We start from the raw sequence: 1,153 nt of genomic DNA on the forward strand, positions 1-1,153 counted from the left end.
TTTTTTCTTAATATTCCTATGCTTAATAAGCTGATTCCTTTTAGCAATAATCAATACAAAGCTATAAACATTTTAATAGTCGAACATAGTAACTTTCGTCGAGCCTTTTTAACAAATGCGATCGCTAAAACTAGACCTTATCATAATATAATAGCTGTAGATAGTATTGAGGAAGTATTTTCATTGATGTATGGAGAGGTTCATATTGATTCAATTTTATTCGATATAGAGCCACTATTCGATGTCAATAATATTTCTATTATTAATGCTATCTCTCCTGAAATCGCTTTTATTCATTGGAGTGATTGTCAGCATCCAGAAATTATTGAATTATTACACGGATTAGGAGTAAATGCTTTTTGTCTGAAAGATAGCAATCTTCTTACTTTAGTTTCTGCTATTGATTCTATCGCTACCAATCCTCAGATTTTATATGTAGATGAGCGTTTAAATCAGTGTTTACCCTTACTAGTAAGTTAATCTTATTTTTGTCTTGACTTATGCCGTCATTTGTTTTCGATCATTAGTCATTGGTTGGGAAACAAAAAAACAAAGGAAAAAAGACTAATGATTGATATAAGTATTAGAAGCGGTAATTATTGTCTCCTAGCCATAAACTATCGGGAATACTATTGCCAAAGCTATCTACTTTAATTTCTACCACAAAAGCTTGTCTTCGATCTCTTTCTCTGCGTAAATCTCTGATTTCTTGATTAATTTGATTTCGTTGATTTTCTGGCATATAGTAAGTTTCTAAGCCATACTTTACTGTACGATAATTACTGACAATACCTTTAAGAGCAATTTGATTTGCTGGTAAATCTGAGGGTTTATTTTGATTAATAGCTATAGGAGTCCAAGGTAATGGAGGTTTTTTGCCTAAAGATTCAGGAGCTTGTAATGTTAGATAAAATGTACCTCCTTTATTTAACGTTTTTCCTCCTGGGAGTGTTTGTAAGTTACGAAGATTAGAAATTTCATAACTAAGAGTTTGAGAATAACCCCTTAAAAAGTCATAGGGGTCTACAGGACGAGTTTGAATGATAATATTTTGTCCTGTTTTATAAGTATAAAAATTTTTACTGGGAATTCCTAAAATAAGTAATAACTGAATTAAAAAAGGAATTATGAAATAAGTTATAGGTATTTTTTT

Annotated in this window: 2 protein-coding genes; one reads left to right on the plus strand and one right to left on the minus strand. The window is 30.5% G+C overall.

Features of this window, described 5'->3' with window-relative positions:
* On the plus strand, nucleotides 1-480 hold a 480-nt coding region (locus H1P_RS28255; RefSeq protein ID WP_246141988.1), incomplete at its 5' end, for a hypothetical protein.
* Between the two features lie 103 nt (nucleotides 481-583).
* Here H1P_RS28255 and H1P_RS28260 read toward each other — a convergent pair.
* Nucleotides 584-1,153 (minus strand): GDYXXLXY domain-containing protein (locus tag H1P_RS28260; protein ID WP_342799621.1); only part of this gene is annotated, 570 nt, incomplete at its 5' end.

It is taken from the genome of Hyella patelloides LEGE 07179 (assembly GCF_900659865.1).
Taxonomy (GTDB): Bacteria; Cyanobacteriota; Cyanobacteriia; order Cyanobacteriales; family Xenococcaceae; genus Hyella; species Hyella patelloides.